Genomic DNA, 24950 nt, shown 5'->3' with positions numbered 1-24950 from the left:
GCCGCGGACGGCTCAGGCCTGCGGCCGGGCTGTCCGCAGCTGCAGCGACGGATGCCGAGGCGGTGCGAACCCCATCGACGCGTACAGCCCGGCTCCGTCCCCCGTGGCGTTCAGATTGACCACCGTGACACACGTCTCCTGACGGAACCAGGTCAGCAGTGCGTCCACACAGGCGCGGGCGTGTCCCAGCCTGCGCCGCCGGGGATCGGTGCTCACGTTGGACACGTGCCCGTGCAGCCCGCTCGGATTGGCCGGACTCGGCGCATGGGCGTCGCACGCCCCCACCGCACACGCCACCACGCCGAGTTCCGCATCGTCGACGAGAAACGCGGCGAACTCGTCCGTCCGGGGCATCCGGTCGGTGAACCATCGTGCCGCGTCGGCCCGCCAGGGAGCGCGGTCGTCCCCGACGTCCATCCCCATGTCGGCGAGCATCAGGGCCCGCAGGCGCACCAGCGCTCCGACATCGGCGAGAGTGGCCCGGCGCACCCGCTCCCGCTCCCGCACCGGCCCGTCGGCCGCTGATCCGGCCGCGGTGCTGTCGGCATGCAGCATCATGCGAACCTCCGGTTCCGTTCGTAGCGCGTGCGCGCCCGTCCGAGACCGCATGCGTACAGCGTGAGGACTGCGGCGAGCAACAGGTAATAGAGCGGCGGCAGGGCGCCCATCCCCAGCATGGGTCCGAGCGCGGTGAGCGGAAGGAACACACCGACGACCGCCAGCGCGGCCGTTGCCACCCGCAGCGGCCCGCTGCCGCGCCCCTGAGCGGTTGTCCGGCCGGTGCGCAGGAGCAGCATCACGAGAGCCTGGGTGAGGAGGTTCTCGGTGAACCAGCCGGAGTGGAAGGCGGCCTGGCCGTTCGCCGGTGAATCGTGCAGGGCCAGGGCGAGGACGCCGAAGGTGGCCAGGTCGGCGGCGGCGTTCAGCAGGCCGAAGCCCGTGATGAACCGGAGGAAGTCCCGGGGGCGCAGCACCGCCGGACGCCCCACGGCCGAGGACCCCGGCCGGTCGAAGGCGAACGCGAGCTGCGCCGCGTCGAAGCACAGGTTCTGGACCAGCACCTGTGCCGGCAGCATGGGCAGAAAGGGCAGGAGCAGACCGGCGGCGAGCATGGCGATGACGTTGCCGAGGTTCGACGAGAGCGTGATGCGCAGGTACGTGGCGATGGTGCCGCTGCTGCGGCGGCCCGCAGTGATCGCGTGATCGATGGCACCGAGATCCTTCTCGGCGAGAACGACGTCGGCTGCCTCCCGCGCGACATCGACCGCGTTGCGCGGACAGATACCGACATCGGCCGCGTGGAGGGCCGGCACGTCGTTGACACCGTCGCCGAGAAATCCGGTGGTGTGCCCGGAGGCACGCAGCGCGTCGACGATCCTTGCCTTGTGCGCAGGAGTACAGCGCGCGAAGACCGTGGTCCGTCCGGCGATGCCGGCGAGCCGTTCGGCTGACAGGTCGTCGATCTCCCCGGCGGAGAGGACCTGCCCCGGGTCCATGCCGAGATCCCGGCAGGCTCGGGCCGCGGTGCCCGGGTGGTCGCCGGTCAGGACCTTTACCGCGATACCCCGCCGCATCAGTACGCCGAGGGCGTCGGAGGCGCTCGGAGTGAGCGCGTCGCGCAGCGTCACGAACCCGAGAAACGCCAGCTCACGCTCGTCGGCCGGTGTGTACGCGCCGAGCCGGGCAGGCCGCTCGGTGCGGGCCACGGCGAGCAGTCGCAGACCCGCGGCGGCCTCGCGGGCCGCGAGCGCACCGAGCCGGTCCCGCTCCGCCGGTTCCAGATCGCATCGCTCCAGGACCGCCTCCACCGCCCCCTTCGTCACCAGGACATGGGTGGCGAACCGACCGGGTGCACGGACGACCGCCGTGGAGAGGCGACGCACCGGATCGAACGGCAGCGCGGCCACCGCGTCGTACTCCTCGACAGACGGGAGCGGCGCCGCATCCTCCCCGGGCCCTCGGTCCCAGGCGTCCAGCACGGCCTCGTCAAGGGCGTCCGGCGTCGGCAGATCGGCGAGCTGCAGGGTCCACAGGGCGTTCGCGGCCGCCCAGTGCAGCACCCGGGGATCGAGAGCTCCCGCAGGACCGAGCGAGCGGTCGACCACTGGACGGTCCTGAGTGAGTGTGCCGGTCTTGTCCAGACAGAGCACATCGATCGCGCCCAGATCGTGCAGTGCGGGCAGACGCTTCACGATCACCGCATGCTCGCGGGCGAGCAGTGAGGCACCCCTGGCCAGCGCCGCGGTGACGATGACCGGCAGCATCTCCGGCGTCAGCCCCACCGCGACCGCGACCGCGAACGGCAGGGTCTCCAGACCTCGTCCGCGCAGCGCGGCATTGGCCATCAGGACCAGCGGCGGAGTGAGGAGCATGAACCGGACCAGTGTCCAGGAGATCCCCCGCACCGAGCGGTCGAACGCGCTCGTGCCGCGGCGGCGCGCCGACCGTTCGTACGCCGCGGCGAACCGGGTGTCGCCTCCGGTCGCCACCACCACCGCCGTACCGCTGCCCGACGCCACACTGCTGCCCTGGAAGCACGACTGACGCTGCGCGAACACCCCGTCCCCGGCATCGGGCAGGCCGTGCGGCACGGCCGCGCGCACCGCCTGTTCTTCGAGGGGGTGCTTCGCGACCGGCACGGACTCCCCGGTCAGGGCCGACTGGTACACGGTCAGGCCACTCGCACGCAGCAGATGCACATCGGCGGGGACGAGATCGCCCGGAGCCAGCCGGATCACATCACCCGGCACGAGTTCCCCGACGGGCAGTTCGCGGCCCCGCGCCGCCGTGTCGTGTCCAGTGCGCCGCACCACCGTCGCGGTCGTCGCCACCAACTCGTGCAGTGCGGCCGTCGCCCGGTCGGCCCGGTGCTCCTCCCTGGAACGCAACAGGCAGCTGACGACCACGAGCACCGAGGTCACGGCAGCCGTGCCCCACGCACCCACCAGGGCGGACACCAGCCCCAGGCAGAGCAGCACCGAAGTGAAGGGGTCCCGCAGCGCGCGCAGGAAACGCCGCGGCCAGGGGACCGGGCGCCGGGCGGTCAGCGTGTTCTCGCCGAACCGCGTCAACCGCTCCTGCGCCTCCGCTTCGAGCAGTCCCCGTGGTCCGCTGTCCAGCGAGCGGAGCACCTGGAGCGACGTCGGCGGGAGGGACGGCCGTACGCCGCCGCCGGCGGACGCTGCGCCGGGCATCGGCAGGACCGTGGCCGACTGCTCGCCGGTCTGTCCCGACCCCGCAGCGGCAGCGTTCTCAGGCACCGAGTTCACGGAGACGCACGGGCTGTGCCTCCTGGTATCCGGCCCGCTCGGCCAGCTGGCCGACCATCAACCGCACCACCGTCACGACGCCGGGATCATCGACCAGATACACCTGTCGGCGGCCCTCACGCCGGGAACGGACGAGCCCGGCGAGCTTCAACTTCGTCAGGTGCTGGCTGACAGAGGGGAGCGTTCCGCCGACCCGCTCCGCCAGACCGGTCACGTCGCTCTCGCCCTGGGCCAGCGCCCAGACGATGTGCAGCCGGGCAGGGGTCGCCAGGAGACCGAAGGCGGCAGCCGCCTGGGCCAGCACGTCCGCGGGCGGGTCCTCGAAACCGCCATCGGCACCTGTCGACACTGCTGTACTCCCGTCCGCGTGGGCCGAATCCTCGCACCCGAGAGAAACAGTGTAGGCGCCGGACGCGGACCTCCCCCGGCCCGCTCGCAGCCGCACGGCAGGCGCCCCAGTCCTGCCTCGGCGCCGCACCGGCAGCGGGCCCGGACGGACCGGATGTCCGGCTGGGACGGGGCGGATCCGGCGGCCCCCGGGGTCCGGACGGGCGGGCTGCCGGCCCGGTCGCGGGCAGGGTGGCCCGGGGCACACCTGCCGGTGGAGGGAGCAGCGATCCCTCGCAGGCGAGGAACGGCCGCGAGGAGCAGGGACGAGGAACAGGGACGAGGGACGAGGGACGAGGAACAGGGATACGGAGCCGGTGAAGGGGCTGGGGACGGCGATCAGCCAAGAACAATCGAACGGCTGACAATCACACGAGAATTCGTACTGTTTCGGGCGTGGAGCGGCTCGAATCAGTCACATCCTCAAAAATGTGATCGCACTCCCCGGGTCAGGTGCTGGTTTGCCATGCTGTCGCCGTACGCCTGCCGATGATTCACTGAATCCGAGACCACTTAAGATGCCTCTGACCTGCGCATTTGGCGTCTTGAGACTCACTGGTGAGAGAAGTGATCGATGCCGACCGAGCATGCTGACAGCACCCGGGACGAAACCGCCGGGGCCGCCCCGACCGAAACGCTGGCCCTGAAGATCCTGGTCGCGGGAGGGTTCGGGGTCGGCAAGACGACGCTCGTCGGAGCCGTGAGCGAGATCAGGCCACTGCGCACGGAAGAACCTCTCAGTGAGGCCGGAGAGACGGTCGACGACACGGACGGCGTCGCACAGAAGACCACCACCACGGTCGCCATGGACTTCGGACGCATCACCATCCGGTCCGGACTCTCCCTGTACCTGTTCGGCACTCCGGGCCAGGACCGGTTCTGGTTCCTCTGGGACGAGCTCTCCCAAGGTGCGTTGGGCGCGGTGGTGCTGGCGGACACCAGGCGGCTGGAGGACTGTTTCCCGGCGGTCGACTACTTCGAGCACCGCCGGATCCCCTTCGTCGTCGCAGTCAACTGCTTCGCGGGGGCACGTTCGTACGGTGAACAGGACGTGTCGCGCGCCCTGGACCTCGACCCGGGAACGCCCGTGGTCCTGTGCGACGCCAGGGACCGGGATTCCGGCAAGGAGGTCCTGATCCGGATGGTCGAGTACGCGGGCCGGATGCACACCGCCCGGCTCCTCGACTCGGTGGGCTGAGCAGCATGGCCTGATCCCGCCCCGCTGTTGCACGGCGGGGCGCTTGCCCGTACGTGACCGGTGCGTAAGTCTTGTGCACAAGTGGGGCACGGGGAACGTATGAGCGGGGAGGAACAGAATGGCCTTGGACAGGGGACTCGACTGGCTGCTTGACGATCTCACCAGCCGGGTGGAGCACATACGGCACGCGCTGGTGCTGTCGAACGATGGTCTGGTGACGGGGGCGAGTACGGGACTGGCACGTGAGGACGCGGAGCACCTGGCCGCCGTCTCGTCGGGACTGCACAGCCTCGCCCGGGGATCGGGACGCCACTTCCGTGCCGGAAAGGCCCGGCAGACGATGGTGGAGTTCGACGAGGCATTGCTCTTCGTGACGGCGGCCGGCGACGGCAGCTGCCTCTGTGTGCTGAGCGAGGCGGAGGCCGACGTGGGTCAGGTGGCGTACGAGATGACGCTGATGGTCAACAGGGTGGGGGAGCACCTCGGCGTGGCTGCGCGGCAGGACGGGGGCGTGGGGGCCGATCGGCTCTGAGCTCTGAGCTCTGAGCGATGCTGCCGCCCGGCCGGGGAGTTATCCACAGGTCGGGCGGCTGTTGCGGTTTCCGGACTACCGTGGTCACGGAGAGTATCCGAGTCTCACGGGGGGAATCGTCATGCCGATGACGGAAACGGTGCGCGACGACGGCGGCCGCGTGGTCACCGTAGGCAGGGCTGCCGCGGAACTGGAGCTGGGGAGGGGCGAGTTCGCTCTGGCTGCCCATCTGGGAATCGCCCGGGTGGATGTGGGGCAGGGAGCCGGGCGGGCCAGGGTGTGCCAGGAGGAGATCGACCGGCTCAGGTCGGAGGACGGATTCCCGGAGACACTGCGGGAGCGGGTACGGACGGTGGGGACCGCCGAAGGGGCCAGGCTGCTCGGGATCACTCCGGTCCGCTTCGCCCGGCCGGCGCGCGCGGGCTGTCTCACGCCGGTCGCGTTCTCTCTCAATCGCTACCGAGCGGTGGTGTGGCTCTATCTCGCTCAGGAGCTGGGTGGACTGGCCGCCCGCTCTCCCGAACTCCTCGTCGGCACCACCCCGCCCTGGGTGCGCGGCCGACTGGACGCGGGCATGGACTGCCGGGCGCGCAACTGGCGCTCGCGCCGGGTCGAGGGTTTGCTGACCCTCACCGAAGACCCCTGGGCCCGGGCGGCCGTCCTCGCGGAAACACTGGACCAGGTCCAACTGGCCGAGGTGGTCGATGATCCGTACGAGCGCGCTTATTTCGGCAGGATCCGGCCAGAACCGGTCTTCGCCCAACGGGGGTCCACCGCCGGGCGCGAGGTCATGGCGAAGCTGATGCTCGCCGATGAACCGGACGAGATCCTCTGGCGGCGGGTCACCCTCGGGATGGAGCTGGACCGTGCACGGGAATTGCGCCCGGCTCCGCGGCCGGGAGGGGAGCGGTGGCCCGATTCGGCGAACGGGTCGGCGGCGGCCGCGAACGAGCCGGAGAGCTTGACCGAACGAGCAGTGCTGGTGCGGCATCCCCCACCGACGGCGCCGTCGGGGTCTGCGGTGGTCGCGTCGACGGGAGGGGCGGAGCCCGTCATGCGAGAAGGCAGCGGGCAGGGCGCCGGTGGCGGGCGGGATGATGGCGGACAGGGCGCCGGTGGCGGGGCCCCGGGTCTGCTGGCCCGGCTGCGCCTTCGCGGGCGGCGGGGGAGCCGACGTCCCCGACAGGCCGCCGGTGGAGGGAAACCGCTCGCCACTGATGCTCGGACCAGGCATTCTTTGCGCCATGCTGATCAGGGAAGCAACCGCTGAGGACTGGCCCGCCATCTGGCCCTTCTTCCATGAAATCGTCGCCGCGGGTGAGACGTTCACCTATCCTCTCGATCTCGGAGAGAGCGACGCTCTCGACTGGTGGATCCTGAAGCCCCCGAATCGCACGGTCGTCGCGGTCGACGCGGACGGCACCGTCCTCGGCACGGCAAAGATGAACAACAACCAGATGGGCAACGGCGCGCACATTGCCAGTGCCAGCTACATGGTCGACCCCCGGCACTCCGGAAGGGGTGTGGGACGGGCTCTGTGCGAGTACACGATCGACTGGGCTCGTGCGGCGGGCTTCCGAGCCATGCAGTTCAACGCAGTCGTTGAGGGCAACACCGCTGCAGTCGGCCTGTACCGCTCCCTCGGCTTCGAGGTTCTGGGGACCCTGCCGGAGGGCTTCAACCACCCGAAGAGGGGGTTTGTGGGTCTGCACATCATGCATCGGCCGCTCTGACGGACCTGACGGACCTGACGGACCTGACGGACCTGACGGGGCCCAAGGCACTGCCCCGCCCTCGGTGGTCGTCGTGGCTGCGGGCCGATCATTGGGCGTGGGCGTGGGCGTGGGCGTGGGCGTGGGCGTGGGCGTGGGCGTGGGCGTGGACGTGGACGCGCGCGTGCCCACGGTCCGCCGCCGGACGCTTACTTCGCGCCACGGCCCGGCCGCCCCGGACATCGACACCGATGTCCGTGTTGCCCCAACCAGCGACGATGTGCGGTTAGTTGTGACACCAACAGGTATGTGGGGTGGGTGCACACAGGGGTGACGGGGGCAGTACTGTGCGCCCCACCGCCATTCGGGCGTTGAAACATTTGCGGAGGAAGAATCCATGACCATACCCAGGAGATCGTGGCGCGCTGCGGGAACCCTCGCTGCCGCCGCGGTTGTCGGCCTGACCGGCACGGTTCTCACCGCCGGTCCGGCCGCAGCTCACACCCCCACCTGGGCCGTGACCTGTAACGAAGTGAGCCTGCACCTGACGGCGTACAACGATCGCGTCACCAACCAGGTGACCGTCACCGTCGACGGAAAGGACCTCCTGCCGGCGGAGACCTTCGGCAGGGGCTTCGACAAGACGATCGCCCTGCCCGAGCACGACAAGGCGCTGACGGTCCGTCTGGTCGTCAAGGCCGGCGACGGCGAGCAGTTCTCGCGCGACGAGTCCAAGGAGGCACCGGTGTGCCAGGACACGCCGCCGAAGCCCACCCCCCCGAAGCCGACCGAGACGAAGCCGTCCGAGACGCCCACCACGGCGAAGCCCAGCACGTCGGCGCCTGCACCGACCGCTACTCCGAGCGAGACCGCCTCGTCGTCCGCGCCCGCCGCGGCCACGCCGAGCCCCAGCTCGCCGGATCTGGCCGAGACCGGTTCGTCGTCCGCCACACCGATCATCGGTGGTGCGGCCGTTGCCGTCCTGCTGGCCGGTGGCGGCATCATGTGGTCCGTGCGCAAGCGCCGTACCGCGCAGCACTGACGTAGTCCGTAGGCCCGGACGCGCTGGGCGCGCCAGGGCACCGGGTGAGGGGCGTGCCGTGTCCTGAGGGACGAGACGGCACGCCCCTCAGCGCTGTCCGCCCATCGCCGTGCGCACGATGCCCTTGATCCGCGGGTGGTCCGGGCCACGCGCCCGATGCCGTCCGACGGTGAGCCGGGGCGGTCCTAACGGTCAGCGCCCGGGGAGGGCGCGGTGAAGGCCTGTCAGGCGCCGCCGGGGTTCGTAGGTTCCGTGGCGTCCTCGTGGACCGGGGCGGACGTGGGGGGTGTCGCCGGACCGATCTCGCACCAGACGGCCTTGCCCTCGCCGCGCGGCTCGATGCCCCAGCGGGTGGCGACGGCATCCAGGAGCAGCAGGCCCCGGCCCGAGGTCGCCGTCTCGCCGGGTGTACGACGCCGGGGCCACGCGCTCGAGCGGTCCTGGACCGACAGCCGTACCCGCCGCACCGGTTCAGGAAGCACCTCCAGGGTGAGTACGGCACCGCCCTCGGTGTGCAGGAGCACGTTCACCAGGAGTTCTCCGGTCACCAGCTCGGCGTCGTCGGCGAGTTCGGCCATGTTCCAGTCGGTCAGGGCCTGGCGCACGATCGTCCGAGCGTCGGAAAGGCCTTCCGGATCGGCCTGATGGATGTACTGGTGGAGCCGTGGCGCTCGGGGCGACCCGGGGTCCGGGCTCCGCCGCAGCACCAGCAGTGCGACGTCGTCACCCGAACCCCAGCGCTCCCACAGCCGGTCCGACAGATGGTCGGCCAGTGCCTCGGCGCCCGCCGGTCCGGCGCTGACCTCGGTGATGAGCGTGCGCACACCCGCGTCGACGTCCGCGCCGGGTTCCTCCACCAGCCCGTCGGTGTACAGGACAAGCGTTTCGCCCGGGACCAGGTCCAGCCGGGTCTCCGGGAACTCCTCGTCGCCGAAGTCGGTGGCGATGCCCAGCGGGATGCCGCCGCGCACCTGCGGGGTACCGACGCGGCCGTCCACGTGCCGGATCAGCGGGCCGAAGTGGCCGGCCCGCACCACCCTCACGGTGCCTGTCCCCAGATCGACCTGGGCGTATGTGCAGGTGGCGAACCGGTCCGTGTCCAGCTCGGCGAGAAACCGCGAGGCCCGGGCCAACACCGTGGAGGGCGGATGCCCCTCGGCGGCGTACGCGCGAAGCGCGATGCGCAGCTGCCCCATGATCGCCGCCGCGTGCGTGTCGTGGCCCTGCACGTCACCGACCACGATGCCGAAGCGGTTGTTGGGGAGCGCGATCACGTCGTACCAGTCACCGCCGACCTGACGTCCGCTCCATGCGGCGTGGTAGCGGACGGCGATCTCGCCGCCCTCGATCTCCTGGATCCGGCGGGGCAGCATCGCGGACTGGAGGCCCGTGGCGAATTCGCGTTCCTCGTCGAAGAGGGTGGCCCGCTGGAGGGACTGGGCGACGATCGCGGCGAGTCCCAGGCACAGGTTGCGTTCGTCGGCGGTGAAGGTCACGCGTTCGCGGTAGAAGAGGGCCAGCCCGCCGAGAGTCCTGGCCTGGGCGACAAGGGGCAGATAGGCCGCTGCCTGGAACTTGAGCTGTCCCACGAACGGCTCCAGCACCGGATAGCGCCGTGTGAGCGCGCTGAGTGAGCTCACGAACCGTGGCCGGCCGCTGAGGACGGTGTCGGCCAGTGGGTACTTGGGGTCGAGCCGTCCCGATCCCAGAGCGTCGACGACCTCGAGCGACTCCCCGCTCAGGGCGATGACATTGAGTGTGGTGTTGTCGAGGAGCCCCAGCGCGAGTCCGTCGGCACCCAGCCGTGCCAGCCCGCCCGGTCCGGTGAGCGCAGCCGTCACATCGTCCACGGTCACCGCGCGCGACAAGGCGCTGGTTGTCCGCTCAACTATGTCGGTCTGCCGTTGTCGGCGCTTTTCCAGTTCCAGGACGAAGGCCGAATGGGTGACTTCCGCCGTTGCGTCCCGCACCAGACCGATCACCCGGTGCGCCCGCCCGTCGGCGCTGCGCAGGATGCGCGCCTGGACATGGGTCCACTGATCGCCGCCGTCGTCGAGCGGAACCCTGAAGTGGACGCTGTACGAGTTGCTCCCGCCCTTGATGGCCTCGTCGATCGCCACATCGAGACGGACTCGCTCCGCCGGGTCGAGCAGCTCCATCAGGGACTCCGGCCGTGAGTCGAAAACGGCCGGATCCAGGCCGAAGACCAGCAGTCCTGCCTCGTCGACGTCCAGTGTCCGGCTGTCGAGGTCCCACTCGAAACTGCCGGTGCGGTTCAGGGCAAGCCGCTCCGCCGTCGCCATCTCGCTGGTGTGCGTCTTCTCGACCAGCAGTCGGGGTGGGACGGGGATGAAAGGTGGCCGGTCGTGATCGGTCATTCCTGCTCCGAAAATCGTCCGGCGGGCTGCCGTACGGCGTGACTCAATTGTCTGGCGGGTCCGGTACGCCTGCCACAGCGGGAACCTCCCTGCACGGGGCTCCCGCCCGGGCCCCGCGCAGCCACCCCTCGTGCCGTGCCCGCCGGACCGCCGCGCACAATGGCAGGGGAAGATCGTCCGTGACCGGCGGACGGCACGGCACCGTGGCTGACCGGAGCGCACGCATGAAGCACGAGGATTCCGTCCTGCTGCACACCCAGGGACGCATCCGTCACATCACGCTGAACCGGCCGCGCGCCCTGAATGCGCTGAACCACGCGATGGTGCTGCACATGGCGGAGGCGCTCGACGCGGCGGAACAGGACGGCGCGGTCGTCGCGGTGCTCCTCACCGGTGCAGGGGGGCGGGGGCTCTGCGCGGGCGGGGATATCCGCTCCATCCGGGATGACGCCCTCGCCGGCGGCAGGGCCTCACTGGACTTCTGGCGTGACGAGTACCGGCTGAACGCCCGGATCGCCCGCTTCCCCAAGCCCTACGTCGCCCTCATGGACGGCATCGTGATGGGCGGCGGGGTCGGCGTGTCGGCCCACGGATCCCTTCGCATCGTGACCGAGCGCTCCCGGATCGCCATGCCCGAGACCGGCATCGGGTTCGTACCCGACGTCGGTGGTACGTATCTGCTCGGCGCGGCCCCCGGCGAGCTCGGCACGCACCTGGCGCTCACCGGCGACGCGATCGGCGCGGCCGACGCGCTCCTGTGCGGTCTCGCCGACCGCTTCGTGCCGTCGGGGGACCTTCCCGCCCTGGTCACCGCGCTCGACACATGCCCCACACCCGAGGCCGTCGTCGCGACGGTGGCGCACCACGCCGGCCCGGCCCCCGCCGGTGAGCTGGCCGGGCACCGCGACTGGATCGACACCTGCTACGCGGCGGACACGGTCGAGGAGATCGTCGAGCGCCTGGATGGCTGCGGGGTGCCGGCCGCGAAGCAGGCCGCGGCGACGATCCTGGCCAAGTCGCCCACGGCACTCAAAGTGACACTCACTGCCATCCGGCGCGCTCGTCGCCTGGAAAGCCTGGAGGCGGTCCTCGACCAGGAGTACAGGGTCTCTTCCACCGCCTTCGTCGGGCCCGATCTGGTGGAGGGGGTGCGCGCCCAGATCGTCGAGAAGGACCGGAACCCCCGGTGGAGCCCGGCAGCGCTGGCCGACGTCACGGACGAGGACGTCGCCCGCCACTTCGCACCCTTGGGCGACGGCGAACTCGGCCTCGGCCCCGCAGCAGGGGCAGGCGGCTGAGCCGGACAGGGCCCCGGGGCTGTCAGCTCACCTCCGGCCCGAACCGGCCCCTGTACACCGACGGAGTGATGCCGGTCTCGCGACGCATCAGGGTGCGCAGGTTGGCGGCGGTGCCGAGCCCGCTGCGCCGCGCGACGATCTCGAACCGGGACTCCCCTCGTTCGATCAACCGGCACGCCATGGCAAGCCGCTCCCCCGTGAGCCACGCCAACGGTGTCGTTCCCAGCTGTGCCCGGAAGCGGCGATGCAGCGTCGCCGGGCTGACCGCCGCGTGCGCCGCAAGGGCGGACACGCTGAGCGGCGTGTCCAACCGCCCCTGGGCCCAGGCCAGGACGGGCGCCAGGGACTCGTCGGGCAGGTCGGGCATGGGGCGTTCCACGAACTGCCGCTGACCGCCGTCCCGGTGCGCCGAGAAGACCAGACGCCGGCTCACGGAGTTGGCGATTTCGGCCCCGTGGTCGCGGCGGACCACATGCAGCCCGAGATCCAGTGCGGCCGCGCTCCCCGCGGCGGTGAGGATGTCGCCGTCGTCCACGAACAGCACGTCCGACGCGAGGTGGACCGTGGGGAAGCGGGCCCGGAAGGATTCCGCCCACTGCCAGTGGGCGGTGGCCCGTCGGCCGTCGAGCACCCCGGCCTCGGCCAGGGTGAAGGCACCGCTGCAGAAGCCCATCAGGCGCGCACCGCGCGCGTGCGCCCGTCGGACGGCTTCGAGGACGGCGGGGCGGCGGGGCACATCCACATCGGGACGATTGGGGACGATCACCGTGTCCGCAGCGTCTGCCGCTTCCAGGCCGGCGATGCCCGTGAGCGTGAAGAACCCGTCCCGCATCAGAGTGCGGGGTTCGGGGGAGCAGAGTCGGAAATCGTAGAGGGCACGGCCGATCTCCGGTCTGCGGAGACCGAAGATCTCGGTCGCGCAGCCGAGCTCGAACGGGTTCGAGTTCGCGTCGACGATCACGACGACCCGGTGCAGGCCCGGAGAACGCGGCGCATGCGAGGATTCTTTCGGCATGTGCAATTCCTAGCACTCACGTCGCGCTCGCAAGGCAGCTCAGGATGAGTGCATGAGCAACGAACCGATCAGTCTCGGCACGGCGCTGGCCTCCTTCGACGCCCTGTGGAGCCCTCGCATCGTCACGCGGGTCAACGACTACGACGTCCGCATCGCCAAGGTCGAGGGCGAACATGTCTGGCACGTCCACGACGAAACCGACGAGTTCTTCCTGGTACTGGACGGCGAGCTGCACATCGCCCTGCGCGAGCCGGACGGGGAGCGCACGGTCCGTCTGCCGCGGGGTGCGGTCTTCACCGTTCCCCGAGGCACGGAGCACAAGCCGTACGCTCCCTCCGCCGCCGCCATCCTCATGTTCGAGCCCACCGGCACACCGACCGTGGGCGACCGCCACGAGGAAGTCCCGGACCACGTGGACGCGACGACCGGGCAGATGCTGAGCACCTGACCGGAATCCCGCGGGCCGCCCCGGCAGCAGTCGAAGTCACGGCCTCCGCCTCCGCGGCAGGTCCCCGGCTCCGACGTCACCGCCTCCGACGTCACCGCCTCCGAGGCAGGGACCTGCCTCGGAGGCTCCTTCGTCCGGGCCTCCACACACTGGAGTCAGGAGCCGAGCCGGGCCTGCGCGCGGTCCCAGTCACGGCGATCACCCCGCGGCTCGTAGTGCCGCAGTTCCTGGGTACCGGCGACCAGCCGGCGTAGACCTGCGAGATCACCCACCAGGCCGTGGGCGCGGGCCTGGAGCAGGATGTTGCCGAGAGCCGTCGCCTCCGCCGGCCCCGCCGTCACCGGAAGCCCGCTCGCGTCGGCCGTCCACTGGCACAGCAGTTCGTTGCGCGAGCCGCCGCCGACCAGGTGGATCCGTTCCGGGGTGCGCCCGGCCAGCTCGGCGGCCCTGCGCAACGTTCTGCGGTGGGCCAGCGCCAGACTTTCCAGTACGCAGCGCACGTACCCACCGGGCGTTGACGGCGGCGTCTGGCCCGTCCGCATCAGATAGGCGTCGATGCGGACCGGCATGTCACCCGGGGCGAGGAACGACGCGTCGTCCGGATCGATCACCGCAGCGAACGGTTCCGCCGCCGCCGCGTCGGCGAGCAGACCGGCCAGGCCGAGGGGCGCACCCGCGCGGTCCCACACCCGTCGGCACTCCTCCAGCAGCCACATGCCCATGATGTTGCGGAGATAGCGAACGGTGCCGTCCACCCCCCGCTCATTGGTGAAGTTCGCCGCCCGGGACTCCTCGGACATCACCGGCGCATCCAGTTCCAGCCCGGCCAGCGACCAGGTACCGCACGAGATGTACGCGAAGTCCGTTTCCTTGGCCGGAACTGCCGCGACCGCTGACGCCGTGTCGTGCGAGGCGACCGTCGTCACCGGAGTGCCGTCCGGCAGGCCGGTGTAGTCGGCCACGTGCGGCAGCAGCGTCCCCGCCGGAGCGCCCGGCTCACGCAGGGGCGGGAAGAGCGAACGCTCCAGCCCCAACCGCCCGATCAGCGGATCGGACCATCCGCCGCTGCGGGCGTCGAACAGCCCGGTCGTCGATGCGTTCGTGATCTCCGCGCCCACCGATCCTGTCAGCCAGTGCACCAGCAGATCGGGCATCAGCAGCAGTGTGTGAGCGGCCCCCCACTGGGCGGTCGCCCGGTGCGCCAGGAGCTGGAAGACCGTGTTGAACGGCAGGTGCTGCAATCCGCTGACCGCATACAGTTCCCGCACACCGCAGCCGTCCGGCAGCCGCTCCGACGCCCCGCTGTTGCGTGCGTCCCGGTAGTGGAAAGGCAGCCCCAGCAGTGCTCCGTCGGCGTCCAGCAGCCCGTAGTCCACCGCCCAGGTGTCGATGCCGATGGAGGTGACCGGCCCTGAGCGCCCGGCGGCCCGGAGCCCGTCCAGCATGCCCTGGTACAGGGCCGGCACGTCCCAGTGCAGACCGCTCGGCAGGCGTACCGGGGTGTTGGCGAACCGGTGCGTCTCGGTCAGTTCGAGCTTCCCGGGCCCTACCCGGCCCGTGATCACCCGGCCGCTGGTCGCGCCGAGGTCCACGGCGGCGAAGACGGCTTCGCCGGCCGCGGTGTCGAGGGAGTTCACAGCCATGGGGATCGTGTCCAGGTCATCGCAGGAAGGCGGCTGCCACGCCGGCGTCCACCGGAATGTGCAGACCGGTGGTGTGGGTGAGATCGCCGCCGGTCAGCGCGAACACGGCATTGGCGACGTGCTCGGGCAGCACCTCGCGCTTGAGCAGGGTCCGCTGAGCGTAGAACTCGCCGAGCTTCTCCTCCTCGATGCCGTACGTCGCAGCCCGCTGGGCGCCCCACCCCGCGGCGAAGATCCCCGAACCCCGCACCACTCCGTCCGGGTTGATGCCATTGACACGGATCCGGTGCTCGCCGAGCTCGGCCGCGAGCAGCCGGACCTGATGAGCCTGGTCGGCCTTGGTCGCCGAGTACGCGATGTTGTTGGGGCCGGCGAACACGGCGTTCTTGGAAGCGATGTAGATGATGTCGCCGCCGAGGTTCTGCTGGCGCATCACCCGGGCGGCCTCGCGCGCGACGAGGAACGAGCCGCGCGCCATGATGTCGTGCTGCAGATCCCAGTCGCGCGCGGTGGTTTCGAGCAGCGGCTTGGAGATGGAGATCCCCGCGTTGTTCACGACGAGGTCCACACCGCCGAAGGCGAGCACGGCCGCCCTGAACGCCTCCGCGATCTGCTCCTCACTCGTGACATCGACGGTGACGGCCACGGCCCGGTCCGGGCCCCCGAGGTCGTCCGCGACGGCCGCCGCGTTCTCGGCGTTCAGGTCCGCCACGACGACACAGGCACCCTCGGCCACCAGCCGGTGCGCGATGGCGCGGCCGATCCCCGAGCCGGCCCCGGTCACCAGCGCGACCCTGGTGGCCAGGGGCTTCGCCTTCGGCATCCGGCGCAGCTTGGCCTCCTCCAGCTCCCAGTACTCGATCCGGAACTTCTCGGCCTCCTCGATCGGCGCGTACGCGGAGACGGCCTCGGCGCCACGCATCACGTTGATGGCGTTGAGGTAGAACTCCCCGGCCACGCGGGCGGTCTGCTTGTCCTTCCCGAACGAGAACATCCCTACCCCCGGCACGAGCACGATCGCCGGATCCGCGCCGCGCATGGCGGGGGAGCCGGGGACGGCATGCCGCTCGTAGTACGCGCGATAGGCCTCGCGGTACTCTCCGTGCAGCTCCTTCAGCCGTTCCACCGCCTCGGCGACCGGCGCGTCGGCGGGAAGATCGAGCACCAGGGGACTGACCTTCGTACGGAGGAAGTGGTCCGGGCACGAGGTGCCGAGCGCGGCGAGCCGCGGGTGCTCGGTGCGGGACAGGAAGTCCAGCACCGGTCCGGCGTCCGTGAAGTGACCGACCTGAGGGCGGTCGGTGGATGCCAGGCCGCGGATCGCGGGGGCGAGCGCCGCCGCCCGTTCGCGGCGCTCCTGCGCGGCCAGGGCCTTCCGGCCGGGCAGCACGGCTCCGAACGGCTCGGGCCTCCCGCGATCCGCCAGGAAGGTCTCCGCCGTACGGATCATCCACAGGGCGTTGCGCTCGCACTCGTCCGAGGTCTCGCCCCAGGCGGTGATTCCGTGACCGCCCAGGACGACGCCGACGGCGTGCGGATTGGCCTCCTTGACGGCGGCGATGTCCAGCCCGAGCTGGAAGCCGGGCCGGCGCCACCCCACCCAGGCCACCTTGTCGCCGAAGCACTCGGCGGTCAGCTTCTCCCCGTCGGCCGCGCAGGCCAGGGCGATCCCCGAGTCAGGATGCAGATGGTCGACGTGTGCCGCCTCGACCAGGGCGTGCATCGCGGTGTCGATCGACGGCGCGGCGCCTCCCTTGCCGTGCAGGCAGTAGTCGAACGCCGCGACCATCTCGTCCTCGCGCTCCACCCCCGGATATACGTCCTTGAGGGCGCGGACCCGGTCCAGGCGCAGCACGGCGAGTCCCTCCTCCTTCAGGGTGCCCAGGTCGCCCCCTGAGCCCTTGACCCAGAGGAGTTCGGTCTCACCACCTGTGACCGGGTCGGCGCCGGCCGCCTTCAGCGAGGTGTTGCCGCCTGCGTAGTTGGTGTTGCGGGGGTCGGATCCGATCCGGTGTGCGCGCTCCAGGAGCGCGGCGACTTCGGCGTGCGTCGGGGACGTCATGGGGATTCCTTCGGGGTGCGATGTGGGTGGTCGACGGGCGGCGTGCGGGCGCAGCCGGGGTCAGGCACCCCAGCCGGCCTGGGTGCCGCCCACCCGGGCGGCGGCGATGCGCTCCTGGTTGCCGGAGGCGAGGTAGGCGGCGAACGGGTCGCCTGCCAGTCCCTGTTCCTCCCGGACCTCGGCCAGCAGCGGCCGGACGTCCGTGTTGTAGGCGTCCATCAGCACGGCGTTCGAAGCGAGTACGTCGCCCGACTTCTGCGCGGTGACGAGCGCGTCGACGTCGACCAGCAGGGCCTTGGCCGTCGCCTCCTGCACATTGGCGACCGACCGGATCACCGCGGGGATCTTGGCCTCGATGTTGTGGCACTGGTCGAGCATGAAATTGACGTCGGTCTCGGAGCGGAGACCGCCGTTCTTGACGACCTCGTGCATGATCCGGAAGAGCTGGAAGGGATCGGCCGCCCCGACCATCAGATCGTCGTCCGCGTAGAAGCGGGAGTTGAAGTCGAACGCGCCGAGCCGCCCTTCGCGGAGCAGCAGGGCCACGATGAACTCGATGTTCGTGCCGGGGGCGTGGTGGCCGGTGTCCACGACGACCTGCGCCTTCGGGCCGAGCTTGAGGCAGTGCGCGTACGCCGTGCCCCAGTCGGGCACATCCGTGGTGTAGAAGGCCGGCTCGAAGAGCTTGTACTCCAGCAGCATCCGCTGGTCGTGGCCCAGCCGCTCGTACACCTCCGCCAGCGCCTCGGCCAGACGGTCCTGACGGGCAATGATGTCATCCTGCCCCGGATAGTTCGTGCCGTCGGAGAACCACAGCTTGAGATCGGGTGACCCCGTCTCGTCCATGACGTCGACGCACTCCAGCAGATGGTCGGTCGCCTTGCGCCGCACGGCTGCGTCGGGGTGGGTGACGGAGCCGAGCTTGTAGTCGTCGTCCTGGAAGACGTTGGAGTTGATCGCGCCGATCCGCAGCCCGAGGCCCTCGGCGTGGCGGGTCAGGGCGGCGTAGTCCGCGACCTTGTCCCAGGGAATGTGCAACGACACCTTCGGCGCGACGCCGGTGAACGTGTGGACCTGCGCTGCGTCCTCCATCTTCTCGAACGGGTCGCGCGGCACCCCCGGCTGTGCGAACACCTTGAACCGGGTTCCGGAGTTGCCGTACCCCCACGACGGGGTCTCGATCACCTGGGACTTCAGGGCTGCCTTGACGGCCGACACATCAGACATGAACACCTCGTAAGCAGAGTCCTGACGCATATGATCGTCAGAATGAAGTGAATCGTTTCATCCAAACGTACGCTAGGTATGGCGGTGGTCAACAGTCAAGTGGTCAGACGCTCTTCATCTGGGGTTGAACGAGGTTGAATCAATTCACCATGGATCGGGGCGTCCCCGCCGAAGACGGGCCCCGGTCCGCCCCGGGAGATCCAGGGGTACCGGGGCCGGGGCAGCGGTGAACGAGGCCTTCGGAATCCGGGAGACCGGCGCGCGTGTCCCAGGATGCGGCGGGGTGGCAAGCGTGCGGACACCGGTGCGGCGGGCACCGGTGTTCCGGACGGTGCTGCTCAGTGCCCGCTGTCCGACATGCTGGGCTGCAGCGAGCGGACGAGGCCGAAGAAGCGTGACTCGTTGCCCGAGAGGCCCGCGCGGCGCAGCGCGCCGTCCGCCTCCTCGATCGGTGAGGCGAGCAGCGGAATGTACAACGGGGCGTCGTCCGGATCGGAGAGCGCCGCCCGCGTCGCCTCCAGTAAACGGACGTACGCCTGCGCCGCGGCGATTTCGTCAGGGTGCATCTCAGCATCTCCAGGTCAGAGGTGTCGGACCCACAAGCATCCCGCACGAGTCCGACAACCGGTCCGGGCGGCCGCTGCGGCACGCCTCCTATCGGCTGTCCGGCCGAGCCGCCCCCGTCGGGGGTTCCACCTCCAGGAACCGGCGGCTGCGCGGTCCGCGGTAGAGCAGGGCGATCCAGCCCAACTCCCGGAGCGTCACCGCACACCGGGTCAGCTCGCGCTCCTCCTCGTGCGCCGCGCCACTGCCCGGCGGACCGAGCCACTCCACCCGTGCGGTCCCGGGTGACGTGCCTGCCGCCACCCGGTATCCCGTCGCAGTGCGCCTGCCCGACGCGTCAACAGCCGAAGGGGGCAGCCCCGATGCCTCCAGGGCCAGGGCAACGGCCCGTACCGTCCTGTGCAGTTCCCAGGCCGCCGGCACCGCTTCCGGGGACGCGGGGCCGGTGTTCGTCAGGCGGCGGATCTGAAGCATTCCGGCGAACGCGGTGCGCACCGAGGCGGCCCGTCGCTCCGCCGGCCCCGGGGGAGGCGGGCCCTCCCCGGTGGCCGGTTCGAAACCGGTCTCTTCCTCGCCGCTCATCCGATTCCCCTTCCCGCACCACATGGGTGCCAGTGTGCGCCGCCCCACTGACATCGATACGCGCAGCGGTTTCCGGTGGCCGTGCCTCGGCCACTGACTGACGTCCTGCTGGGCTGTCAGGCGCGTCAGACGCTCCCCAGCACCTTGCCCGGGTTGAGGATGCCGTGGGGATCGAGCGCCGCCTTGACCGCGTGATGCATGCCGAGCACCGCCGGGCCCAGTTCCTTGTTCATCCCGCGCATCTTCAGCAGGCCCACGCCGTGTTCACCGGTCACCGTGCCGCCGAGCGCGATCGCGTCGTCCAGAATGTCCTCGAAGGCATCCTGGGCGCGGGCGCGTGCGGCTTCGTCCCCGGGCGGCGTGATGATCAGTGGATGGAGATTGCCGTCCCCCGCGTGCGCGATGTTGGCGATCAGAATGTCGTGCCGGGCGGCCGTCCGTTCGATCCGGGCCAGCATCTCCGGCACCGCGGTCCGCGGCACACACACGTCCTCGGTCAGCACCGGACCGAGCCGTTCCAGTGCCGGATACGCCAGCCGTCTGGCCTGGAACAGCGCGTCCGCCTCCTGCTGGTCCGTGGAGACCGCAGCCCAGCTCGCCCCGGCGCGTTCGAAGCAGTCACGGACCAGTTCGGCCTCCGCGTCGCCCTCGGCGCCGGGGGTGTCGACGCGACCGAGCAGCACCGCGTCGGCGTCGGCGGAGAGCCCCATCCCCTTCCAGGCGTCCACCGCGGCGAGGCAGTGGCGGTCGACGAGTTCGAGCGCGGAGGGGATGACACCGGACGCCGTCACGGCGCTCACCGCCTCACCCGCGGCGACCACGGACGAGAAGTACCCGGCCACCGTCCGCTCCTGGAGCCTCGCCGGCCGCAGGCGCACCGTGATCTCCGTGATCACCCCGAGTGTGCCCTCGGACCCCACCATCAGACCGGCCAGGTCGTACCCCGCCACGCCCTTCGCGGTCCGTCGCCCGAGCGAGACGACTTCGCCGAGCCCGTTGACGACCTCCAGGCCCAGCACGTAATCGCGCGTCACGCCGTACTTGACGCAGCACATGCCCCCGGCGTTGGTCGCGACGTTCCCGCCGATGGTGGACCAGGGCGAACTGGCCGGATCCGGCGGGTACCAGAGTCCGTGCTCCGCGCTTGCGGCGCGCAGATCGTCATTGACCACCCCGGGCTGGACGAGGGCCAGCCGCTCCGCGCGATCGATCGCGACGATTCTGTTCATGTCCTCGAAGGACAGGACGATCGACCCGTCGACGGCGTTCGCGCCCCCGGACAGACCGGTACCCGCGCCTCGCGGAACCAGCGGGATGCGGTGGGCGATGCAATGCCGCACCACGTTCTGCACCTCGCGGGTGTTCTGCGGGCGCACCACGGCCAGCGGTGTCCCGTACGGTGCCCATTCGGCCTCGTCGTGCTGGTACCGGGTCAGTCCTGCCGGATCGGTCAGGACCCGCTGGGCCGGAATGCTGTCGGCCGGTGCGTTCGCCACGATGGTGGCCACCTCCCAAAAGATGTATCAACCACGATTATGATCCGCGTGGCTGTCGGACGGTGGGGCGGCCCGGGCATGCCGTCTGCCGTGGGCACCTCGTCGCGGGCGGAGCGGCGAATCTCGGTAGGCTCGGCCGCCTATGGACCACGTACACCAGAAGGACTCACACACCGTGCCCGAGAACGACCGAGCGCCCGGCACCGACGGCGGCCGTGCCGCTCTGCGCGCCGACTGCGGGAACTGCTTCGGACTGTGCTGTGTCGCGCTGACCCTCACCCGGTCCGCGGACTTCGCCATCAACAAGGACGCCGGCACGCCCTGCCGCAACCTTCAGGACGACTTCCGCTGCGGCATCCACACCCGGCTGCGCACCGAAGGCTTCGCGGGCTGCACGGTGTACGACTGCTTCGGCGCGGGCCAGAAGGTCTCGGTGGACACCTTCGGTGGACGGGACTGGCGTACGGCCCCGGAGAGTGCCCAGCGCATGTTCCAGGTCTTCCCGGTCATGCGGCAGCTCCACGAGCTCCTCTGGTACCTCACGGAGGCGGCGTCGCTCGCACCGGCCCGCTCCCTGCACGGAGAGATCCGACGCGTGCTGGGGGAGACCGAACGCCTCACCCACCTCGACGCGGACGCCATCGCGGACCTCGACGTGGCGGCGCACCGCGAGGGGGTCGCCGCCCTGCTGGCGCGCACCAGCGAGCTCGTACGCGCCACCGCGCCACGGAAGAAGAAGCGCAGCCACCGCGGTGCGGATCTGATCGGCGCCCGTCTCGGGGGAGCTGATCTGCGGGGCGCCGATCTGCGCGGCGCCTACCTCATCGCGGCGGATCTCGCCGGCGCCGACCTGCGGCTGGCCGACCTGATCGGCGCCGACTTCCGGGACGCGGATCTCTCCGGCGCCGACCTGACCGGGGCGCTCTTCCTCACGCAGTCCCAGCTCAACGCCGCCAAGGGGAACGGTGCCACCCGGCTGCCCTCCTCGATCGGCCGCCCGGCCCACTGGGGCGAGTGACGGCCCGCCACATCGTCACGCCAGTGGGGCCTCGTCAGCCGGCGAGGCCTCCAGCGCCGCCTTGAGCCGCTCCAGCGTCGTACGGATGTTGCCGCGCTGGAACTCGGCGAAGGTGTGCCCCCGGGTCGCCGCCCGGTCGAAGGCGTTGGCCAGGAAGTCCGGCCAGGCGCGGCGGTCGTCCGTCCATATCTCGGTGACCCTGGTGCCGCCGTCCACGGCCTCGAAGCGGTACTCCCAGGTGGCGATCGCCCCCGGCAGCCGCGGCCGTTTCGCCCCGATGGCGTGAACACGGAAGGCGAACCGCACACCCGGTTCCGCCGCCGTCACCGTGCACCGGGTCGTCCAGCGCATGGCCCCGCGCTTGTTCCGGCCCTCGAAGACCATCCCGACGTACGCGTCCCGACGGTCCCCGAGCACCTTCGCACCCCGGTTCTCCGGACTCCAGAGCCCCATTGCCGTGGGGTCGCTCAACCGGTCGTACACGACCGAGGGCCCGACGAGAACAACGACGCTGTCCGACACGGACATGGTGCGGGGCATGTGGCACTTCCGTTCCGCGGCCGACGGCAGCAACCACCGGGGCGTCGGGACGGCCGCACGGCCGACGGGCTCCCGGTCCCGACACCCTACTCGTCGGTCACTTAAGGGGACCGTGGGCTCCGGCCGTTCCGGCGGACTGCACGTGCGAACGCTTCGCGGTCCTGGTTCGTTGGACAGGACGGCGTACCCGGAACACCCGCCACGACCGGACCCAGGAGCCCGCACATGCCCAGCCGTACCGACCCCGGCAGTACCGACACCAGCCGCACCCGCCTGATCGAGCGGCTCATGGAGCAGTTCCCGCACGTTCCGCGGGAGGCCGTCATCAAGGAGGACCTGCTCCGCGGCGGTGTGGCCTTCGACGAATCCGCGCTCAGTGACAACGAGGGCGGTGACGTCAAACCCAAGTCGTACTTCATCTTCTCCTTCGACCACGGCACCCTGCCCGAGCTCGGTGCGGCCGCCTTGCGCCGCCCACCCGAGGAGATCGTGCTCACCGGCGGGCCGTACGGACTGCGGCGCACCGTGGTCTCCGTGCGCGTCAATCCGGCCTCGCCCTACCGCGTGGCGGCTGACGACGACGGCGTGCTCGGGCTGTACCTCGACGGCCGGCGGATCTCCGATGTCGGTCTGCCTCCCATGCCGGACTACTACCGCCACACCCTCGGCAACGGCAAGTCCGTCATGGAGGTCGCGCCCACCATCCAGTGGGGCTACCTGGTCTACCTGACGGTCTTCCGCGTCTGCCAGTACTTCGGTGCCAAGGAGGAGTGCCAGTACTGCGACATCAACCACAACTGGCGCCAGCACAAGGCGGCGGGGCGCCCCTACACCGGAGTGAAGCCCGTCGAGGAGGTCCTGGAGGCACTGGCCATCATCGACCGGTACGACACGGCGAAGACCTCCACGGCCTACACCCTGACCGGCGGGGCCATCACCTCCCACATCGGCGGGCGGGACGAGGCCGACTTCTACGGCCAGTACGCCAAGGCCATCGAGGAACGCTTCCCCGGCCGCTGGATCGGCAAGGTCGTCGCCCAGGCCCTGCCCAAGGCCGACGTCCAGCGCTTCCACGACTACGGGGTGCAGATCTACCACCCCAACTACGAGGTGTGGGACCGCAGGCTCTTCGAGCTCTACTGCCCCGGCAAGGAGCGCTACGTGGGCCGCGACGAATGGCACCGTCGCATCCTGGACTCCGCCGACGTCTTCGGCGCCCGCAACGTCATTCCCAACTTCGTCGCGGGCGTGGAGATGGCGGAGCCGTTCGGCTTCACCTCGGTGAAGGAGGCGATCGACTCCACCACCGAGGGGCTGCGGTTCTTCATGTCGCACGGCATCACCCCGCGTTTCACCACGTGGTGCCCCGAACCGACGACACCGCTCGGCAAGTCCAACCCGGACGGGGCGCCGCTGGAGTACCACATCCGGTTGCTGGACGCCTATCGCTCGACGATGGAGGCGTACGGACTCAGCTCGCCTCCCGGTTACGGACCGCCCGGCCCCGGGCGTGCGGTGTTCTCCGTCAGCTCCTTCATGGACAGCTTGCCGGCCCGCACGGAGGATGACGGTACCGAGGTGCGGATCGACTACGGGCTCGGCTGAACGTGGCAGCGACCGTGTCTCCCCACGTCAACCCGTGGGAGCAGACGCGGTGAGCTCCCGCACCACGCCGGCGAATCCCCGTACCAGCGCGTTGTCGCTGTCCTTGGCCCAGGCGAGGACGACGCGCAGCGGCGCCACGTCCGTCAGGGGGACCCAGGAAAGATCAGGTCGTGCGTAGTACCGCGCCATGCTCAGCGGAGCGAAGCAGATGGCGGCACCCTCCGCCACCTGTTCCAGCATCTCCTCGACGTTGTCGTTGGTCGGCCCCCACCGCGGACTGGAGCCGTCCGGGCGGGGGTTGACGGCCCACCAGTCCACCCACTCCCGTGGCGCGCGCTCGGTCCAGAGCAGCGGCTCGTCCCCCACCTCCAGCACCGAGACACCGGACCGGGTCGCCAGCGCGTGCCCGGAGGGCAGACCCACCACCCGCGGCTCCGTATGCACCAACTCGCTGTGCAGACCGGACAGATCGTTGGGCAGCCAGACGAAGGCCACATCTGCCAGACCGTCCCGCAGCGCGTCCGCCTCCTGCCCCCAGTCATAGCGCTTGGGCGTCACCCGCACCCCTGGATGGCGCCGGGAGAACTCCGCCCGGGCCCGCGTGGTCAGTTCGCCGGCGCCGCTCGCCTCGAAACCCACCCGCAGCACCCCAGTCTCTCCCCGCGCGTGCCGCTGTGCCGCCGCCGTCACCCGCTCGGACTGGCGCACCGTGAGCAGGGCCTCGGCGATCACGTCCCGGCCCGGGGCGGTAGCGGAGACGCCACCGGCGTGGCGGTCGAAGAGCCGCACCCCGAGTTCGGATTCGAGACTCCTGAGCGCGTACGAGAGGGCCGGCTGGCTGACGAACAGCCGTTTCGCGGCCCGGCCCAGGTTCTCCTCTTCGGCGATGACGGTGAGGTAGTGCAGCTGACGCAGCTCCATCCAGCGATCATAA

General features: G+C 70.5%; 22 protein-coding genes. 9 read left to right on the top strand and 13 right to left on the bottom strand.

Features of this window, described 5'->3' with window-relative positions:
• Window positions 1-12: 12 nt before the first annotated feature.
• The 3 genes from OG538_RS01225 to OG538_RS01215 are packed head-to-tail and all read right to left on the bottom strand — an operon-like array spanning window position 13 to window position 3618.
• Complete coding sequence (locus tag OG538_RS01225) at window positions 13-558, bottom strand: GNAT family N-acetyltransferase (RefSeq protein ID WP_406089229.1); 546 nt, start codon at window positions 556-558, stop codon at window positions 13-15.
• A complete protein-coding gene (gene mgtA, locus OG538_RS01220; protein WP_406089227.1) occupies window positions 555-3260 on the bottom strand; it encodes a magnesium-translocating P-type ATPase in 2706 nt (901 codons plus the stop codon). Before mgtA ends, OG538_RS01225 begins: the two co-directional genes overlap by 4 nt.
• The gene (locus tag OG538_RS01215) at window positions 3253-3618 is read right to left on the bottom strand and encodes an ArsR/SmtB family transcription factor (protein WP_406089225.1); all 366 of its coding nucleotides are present in this window, start codon (window positions 3616-3618) and stop codon (window positions 3253-3255) included. The genes mgtA and OG538_RS01215 overlap by 8 nt, the downstream gene beginning before the upstream one ends.
• 612 nt (window positions 3619-4230) lie before the next feature.
• On the opposite strand from OG538_RS01215, the gene OG538_RS01210 reads away from it, so the two are divergent.
• The 5 genes from OG538_RS01210 to OG538_RS01190 all read left to right on the top strand — a co-directional run bounded on the left by OG538_RS01210 (window position 4231) and on the right by OG538_RS01190 (window position 8140).
• Window positions 4231-4854 carry a GTP-binding protein gene (locus OG538_RS01210; protein WP_406089223.1) on the top strand — a complete coding sequence of 208 codons (624 nt, stop codon included), beginning with the start codon at window positions 4231-4233 and terminating at the stop codon, window positions 4852-4854.
• A 118-nt stretch (window positions 4855-4972) separates the two neighbouring features.
• Entirely contained in the window at window positions 4973-5386 is a 414-nt protein-coding gene (locus OG538_RS01205) for a roadblock/LC7 domain-containing protein (protein WP_406089221.1), read from the top strand.
• A gap of 121 nt (window positions 5387-5507) precedes the next feature.
• Window positions 5508-6656 carry a DUF6397 family protein gene (locus tag OG538_RS01200; RefSeq protein WP_406089219.1) on the top strand — a complete coding sequence of 383 codons (1149 nt, stop codon included), beginning with the start codon at window positions 5508-5510 and terminating at the stop codon, window positions 6654-6656.
• Window positions 6631-7119, top strand: coding sequence for a GNAT family N-acetyltransferase (locus tag OG538_RS01195; protein ID WP_406089217.1), 489 nt, complete (start codon window positions 6631-6633; stop codon window positions 7117-7119). Before OG538_RS01200 ends, OG538_RS01195 begins: the two co-directional genes overlap by 26 nt.
• A gap of 376 nt (window positions 7120-7495) precedes the next feature.
• Entirely contained in the window at window positions 7496-8140 is a 645-nt protein-coding gene (locus OG538_RS01190) for an LAETG motif-containing sortase-dependent surface protein (protein ID WP_406089215.1), read from the top strand.
• Window positions 8141-8364: 224 nt separating this feature from the next.
• On the opposite strand, the gene OG538_RS01185 is transcribed toward OG538_RS01190, so the two are convergent.
• A complete protein-coding gene (locus OG538_RS01185) occupies window positions 8365-10518 on the bottom strand; it encodes a SpoIIE family protein phosphatase (RefSeq protein ID WP_406089213.1) in 2154 nt (717 codons plus the stop codon).
• Between the two features lie 224 nt (window positions 10519-10742).
• Between OG538_RS01185 and OG538_RS01180 the strand changes: the two genes are divergently transcribed.
• Window positions 10743-11816, top strand: a complete 1074-nt coding sequence (locus tag OG538_RS01180) for an enoyl-CoA hydratase/isomerase family protein (RefSeq protein WP_406089211.1) — start codon at window positions 10743-10745, stop codon at window positions 11814-11816.
• Between the two features lie 22 nt (window positions 11817-11838).
• Here the strand turns inward: OG538_RS01180 and OG538_RS01175 are convergent, their stop codons facing one another.
• Complete coding sequence (locus OG538_RS01175; RefSeq protein ID WP_406089209.1) at window positions 11839-12831, bottom strand: GlxA family transcriptional regulator; 993 nt, start codon at window positions 12829-12831, stop codon at window positions 11839-11841.
• Window positions 12832-12883: 52 nt separating this feature from the next.
• Between OG538_RS01175 and OG538_RS01170 the strand changes: the two genes are divergently transcribed.
• Window positions 12884-13279 carry a cupin domain-containing protein gene (locus tag OG538_RS01170; protein ID WP_406089207.1) on the top strand — a complete coding sequence of 132 codons (396 nt, stop codon included), beginning with the start codon at window positions 12884-12886 and terminating at the stop codon, window positions 13277-13279.
• A gap of 155 nt (window positions 13280-13434) precedes the next feature.
• Here OG538_RS01170 and OG538_RS01165 read toward each other — a convergent pair whose 3' ends face one another.
• The 6 genes from OG538_RS01165 to OG538_RS01140 form a co-directional block, all read right to left on the bottom strand.
• A complete protein-coding gene (locus OG538_RS01165; RefSeq protein WP_406089205.1) occupies window positions 13435-14922 on the bottom strand; it encodes a rhamnulokinase family protein in 1488 nt (495 codons plus the stop codon).
• A gap of 16 nt (window positions 14923-14938) precedes the next feature.
• Window positions 14939-16984, bottom strand: a complete 2046-nt coding sequence (locus OG538_RS01160; protein WP_406089203.1) for a bifunctional aldolase/short-chain dehydrogenase — start codon at window positions 16982-16984, stop codon at window positions 14939-14941.
• A 60-nt stretch (window positions 16985-17044) separates the two neighbouring features.
• A complete protein-coding gene (gene rhaI, locus OG538_RS01155) occupies window positions 17045-18211 on the bottom strand; it encodes an L-rhamnose isomerase (RefSeq protein ID WP_406089201.1) in 1167 nt (388 codons plus the stop codon).
• 338 nt (window positions 18212-18549) lie between these two features.
• Window positions 18550-18777 carry a hypothetical protein gene (locus OG538_RS01150; RefSeq protein ID WP_406089199.1) on the bottom strand — a complete coding sequence of 76 codons (228 nt, stop codon included), beginning with the start codon at window positions 18775-18777 and terminating at the stop codon, window positions 18550-18552.
• An 88-nt stretch (window positions 18778-18865) separates the two neighbouring features.
• Entirely contained in the window at window positions 18866-19357 is a 492-nt protein-coding gene (locus OG538_RS01145) for a hypothetical protein (RefSeq protein ID WP_406089197.1), read from the bottom strand.
• Between the two features lie 125 nt (window positions 19358-19482).
• Window positions 19483-20853, bottom strand: a complete 1371-nt coding sequence (locus OG538_RS01140; RefSeq protein ID WP_406099934.1) for an FAD-binding oxidoreductase — start codon at window positions 20851-20853, stop codon at window positions 19483-19485.
• Between the two features lie 175 nt (window positions 20854-21028).
• Between OG538_RS01140 and OG538_RS01135 the strand changes: the two genes are divergently transcribed.
• Entirely contained in the window at window positions 21029-21871 is an 843-nt protein-coding gene (locus OG538_RS01135; RefSeq protein ID WP_406089195.1) for a pentapeptide repeat-containing protein, read from the top strand.
• A 15-nt stretch (window positions 21872-21886) separates the two neighbouring features.
• On the opposite strand, the gene OG538_RS01130 is transcribed toward OG538_RS01135, so the two are convergent.
• A complete protein-coding gene (locus OG538_RS01130; protein WP_406089193.1) occupies window positions 21887-22411 on the bottom strand; it encodes an SRPBCC family protein in 525 nt (174 codons plus the stop codon).
• Between the two features lie 225 nt (window positions 22412-22636).
• Between OG538_RS01130 and OG538_RS01125 the strand changes: the two genes are divergently transcribed.
• Window positions 22637-24016, top strand: a complete 1380-nt coding sequence (locus OG538_RS01125; RefSeq protein ID WP_406089191.1) for a radical SAM protein — start codon at window positions 22637-22639, stop codon at window positions 24014-24016.
• A 27-nt stretch (window positions 24017-24043) separates the two neighbouring features.
• Here the strand turns inward: OG538_RS01125 and OG538_RS01120 are convergent, their stop codons facing one another.
• Entirely contained in the window at window positions 24044-24937 is an 894-nt protein-coding gene (locus tag OG538_RS01120; protein ID WP_406089189.1) for a LysR family transcriptional regulator, read from the bottom strand.
• Window positions 24938-24950: the final 13 nt, after the last annotated feature.

Origin of the sequence: Streptomyces sp. NBC_01013 (genome assembly GCF_045162765.1) — a bacterium.
Taxonomy (GTDB): domain Bacteria; phylum Actinomycetota; class Actinomycetes; order Streptomycetales; family Streptomycetaceae; genus Streptomyces.
Note: the sequence above shows the minus strand (reverse complement) of the source record. Positions and strands in the feature narration are given on the sequence as shown.

What these genes read in the sequence shown, in the direction of transcription:
- OG538_RS01205 (WP_406089221.1), top strand. Translation starts at nt 4,973, where the DNA reads ATGGCCTTGGACAGGGGACTCGACTGGCTGCTTGACGATCTCACCAGC.
- OG538_RS01175 (WP_406089209.1), bottom strand. Translation starts at nt 12,831, where the DNA reads ATGCCGAAAGAATCCTCGCATGCGCCGCGTTCTCCGGGCCTGCACCGG.
- OG538_RS01185 (WP_406089213.1), bottom strand. Translation starts at nt 10,518, where the DNA reads ATGACCGATCACGACCGGCCACCTTTCATCCCCGTCCCACCCCGACTG.
- OG538_RS01195 (WP_406089217.1), top strand. Translation starts at nt 6,631, where the DNA reads ATGCTGATCAGGGAAGCAACCGCTGAGGACTGGCCCGCCATCTGGCCC.
- OG538_RS01165 (WP_406089205.1), bottom strand. Translation starts at nt 14,922, where the DNA reads ATGGCTGTGAACTCCCTCGACACCGCGGCCGGCGAAGCCGTCTTCGCC.
- OG538_RS01125 (WP_406089191.1), top strand. Translation starts at nt 22,637, where the DNA reads ATGCCCAGCCGTACCGACCCCGGCAGTACCGACACCAGCCGCACCCGC.
- OG538_RS01145 (WP_406089197.1), bottom strand. Translation starts at nt 19,357, where the DNA reads ATGAGCGGCGAGGAAGAGACCGGTTTCGAACCGGCCACCGGGGAGGGC.
- OG538_RS01225 (WP_406089229.1), bottom strand. Translation starts at nt 558, where the DNA reads ATGATGCTGCATGCCGACAGCACCGCGGCCGGATCAGCGGCCGACGGG.
- OG538_RS01200 (WP_406089219.1), top strand. Translation starts at nt 5,508, where the DNA reads ATGCCGATGACGGAAACGGTGCGCGACGACGGCGGCCGCGTGGTCACC.
- OG538_RS01170 (WP_406089207.1), top strand. Translation starts at nt 12,884, where the DNA reads ATGAGCAACGAACCGATCAGTCTCGGCACGGCGCTGGCCTCCTTCGAC.
- OG538_RS01190 (WP_406089215.1), top strand. Translation starts at nt 7,496, where the DNA reads ATGACCATACCCAGGAGATCGTGGCGCGCTGCGGGAACCCTCGCTGCC.
- OG538_RS01150 (WP_406089199.1), bottom strand. Translation starts at nt 18,777, where the DNA reads ATGCACCCTGACGAAATCGCCGCGGCGCAGGCGTACGTCCGTTTACTG.
- OG538_RS01120 (WP_406089189.1), bottom strand. Translation starts at nt 24,937, where the DNA reads ATGGAGCTGCGTCAGCTGCACTACCTCACCGTCATCGCCGAAGAGGAG.
- rhaI (WP_406089201.1), bottom strand. Translation starts at nt 18,211, where the DNA reads ATGTCTGATGTGTCGGCCGTCAAGGCAGCCCTGAAGTCCCAGGTGATC.
- OG538_RS01210 (WP_406089223.1), top strand. Translation starts at nt 4,231, where the DNA reads ATGCCGACCGAGCATGCTGACAGCACCCGGGACGAAACCGCCGGGGCC.
- OG538_RS01180 (WP_406089211.1), top strand. Translation starts at nt 10,743, where the DNA reads ATGAAGCACGAGGATTCCGTCCTGCTGCACACCCAGGGACGCATCCGT.
- OG538_RS01160 (WP_406089203.1), bottom strand. Translation starts at nt 16,984, where the DNA reads ATGACGTCCCCGACGCACGCCGAAGTCGCCGCGCTCCTGGAGCGCGCA.
- OG538_RS01130 (WP_406089193.1), bottom strand. Translation starts at nt 22,411, where the DNA reads ATGCCCCGCACCATGTCCGTGTCGGACAGCGTCGTTGTTCTCGTCGGG.